1 protein-coding gene is annotated in these 746 nt (G+C 67.4%); it reads left to right on the top strand.

The window, feature by feature from the left end; all coding sequences use genetic code 11:
* A partial coding sequence (locus tag L979_RS02485) for a Mu transposase C-terminal domain-containing protein (protein ID WP_047688805.1) occupies positions 1–704 on the top strand: 704 nt, incomplete at its 5' end.
* Between the last annotated feature and the right edge of the window lie 42 nt (positions 705–746).

Below are 746 nucleotides of genomic sequence, written 5' to 3'. Positions count from 1 at the left end.
ACCAGCTCGCCGGCACCGCCGTCGACCTCCACATCCGACTGATCCACTCCACCGTCGCCCGACCCCAGGGACGGGGCAAGATCGAGCGGTTCTTCGGCACGATCAACACCGAGCTACTCGCCACCCTGCCCGGACACATCACCGAAGGGCACCCCTGGCCGACACCGAAACTGTCCCTGGCCGCCCTCGATAGCGCCCTGGAGGCGTTCGTGGCCACCTACAACGACCGCACGCACAGCGAGCTCGGAACCTCCCCGCGCAGCGCGTGGATCGCCGATGGCTGGCTGCCCCGAATGCCCGAGAGCCTGGAAGACCTCGACAGACTGCTGTTGACCGTCGCCAAGACCCGCGTCGTGCGCCGCGATGGCATCCGCTTCCAGGGCCTGCGCTACGTCTCGCCAACTCTGGCCGGCTACGTCGGACGCTCGGTCGTGATCCGCTACGACCCCCGCGACATCACCGAGATCCGCGTCTTCGATCACGACGAACTCGTCTGCAAGGCCGTCAACCAAGAGCACCACGACCAGAAGGTCAGCCTCAAGGAGATCCAGGCCGCGCGCAACGCCCGCCGCCGGGCGCTGCGAGCCGGCATCAACGAACGCATCGCCCTCGTGGCCGCACCTACCGAGACGCCACGGATCACCGAAGCACCGGCTCCGGCGCCGAGGTCGGCGTTGAAGATCTACAAGGAGGACCTCAGGTGAGCCAGCGCTTCATCGTCACCAAGGAGCACCGCCGCTTCACCG

This window comes from Kocuria sp. ZOR0020 (assembly GCF_000800955.1).
In the GTDB taxonomy this organism is placed as follows: domain Bacteria; phylum Actinomycetota; class Actinomycetes; order Actinomycetales; family Micrococcaceae; genus Kocuria; species Kocuria subflava.
This window is presented reverse-complemented; position numbering and strand designations above follow the sequence as displayed.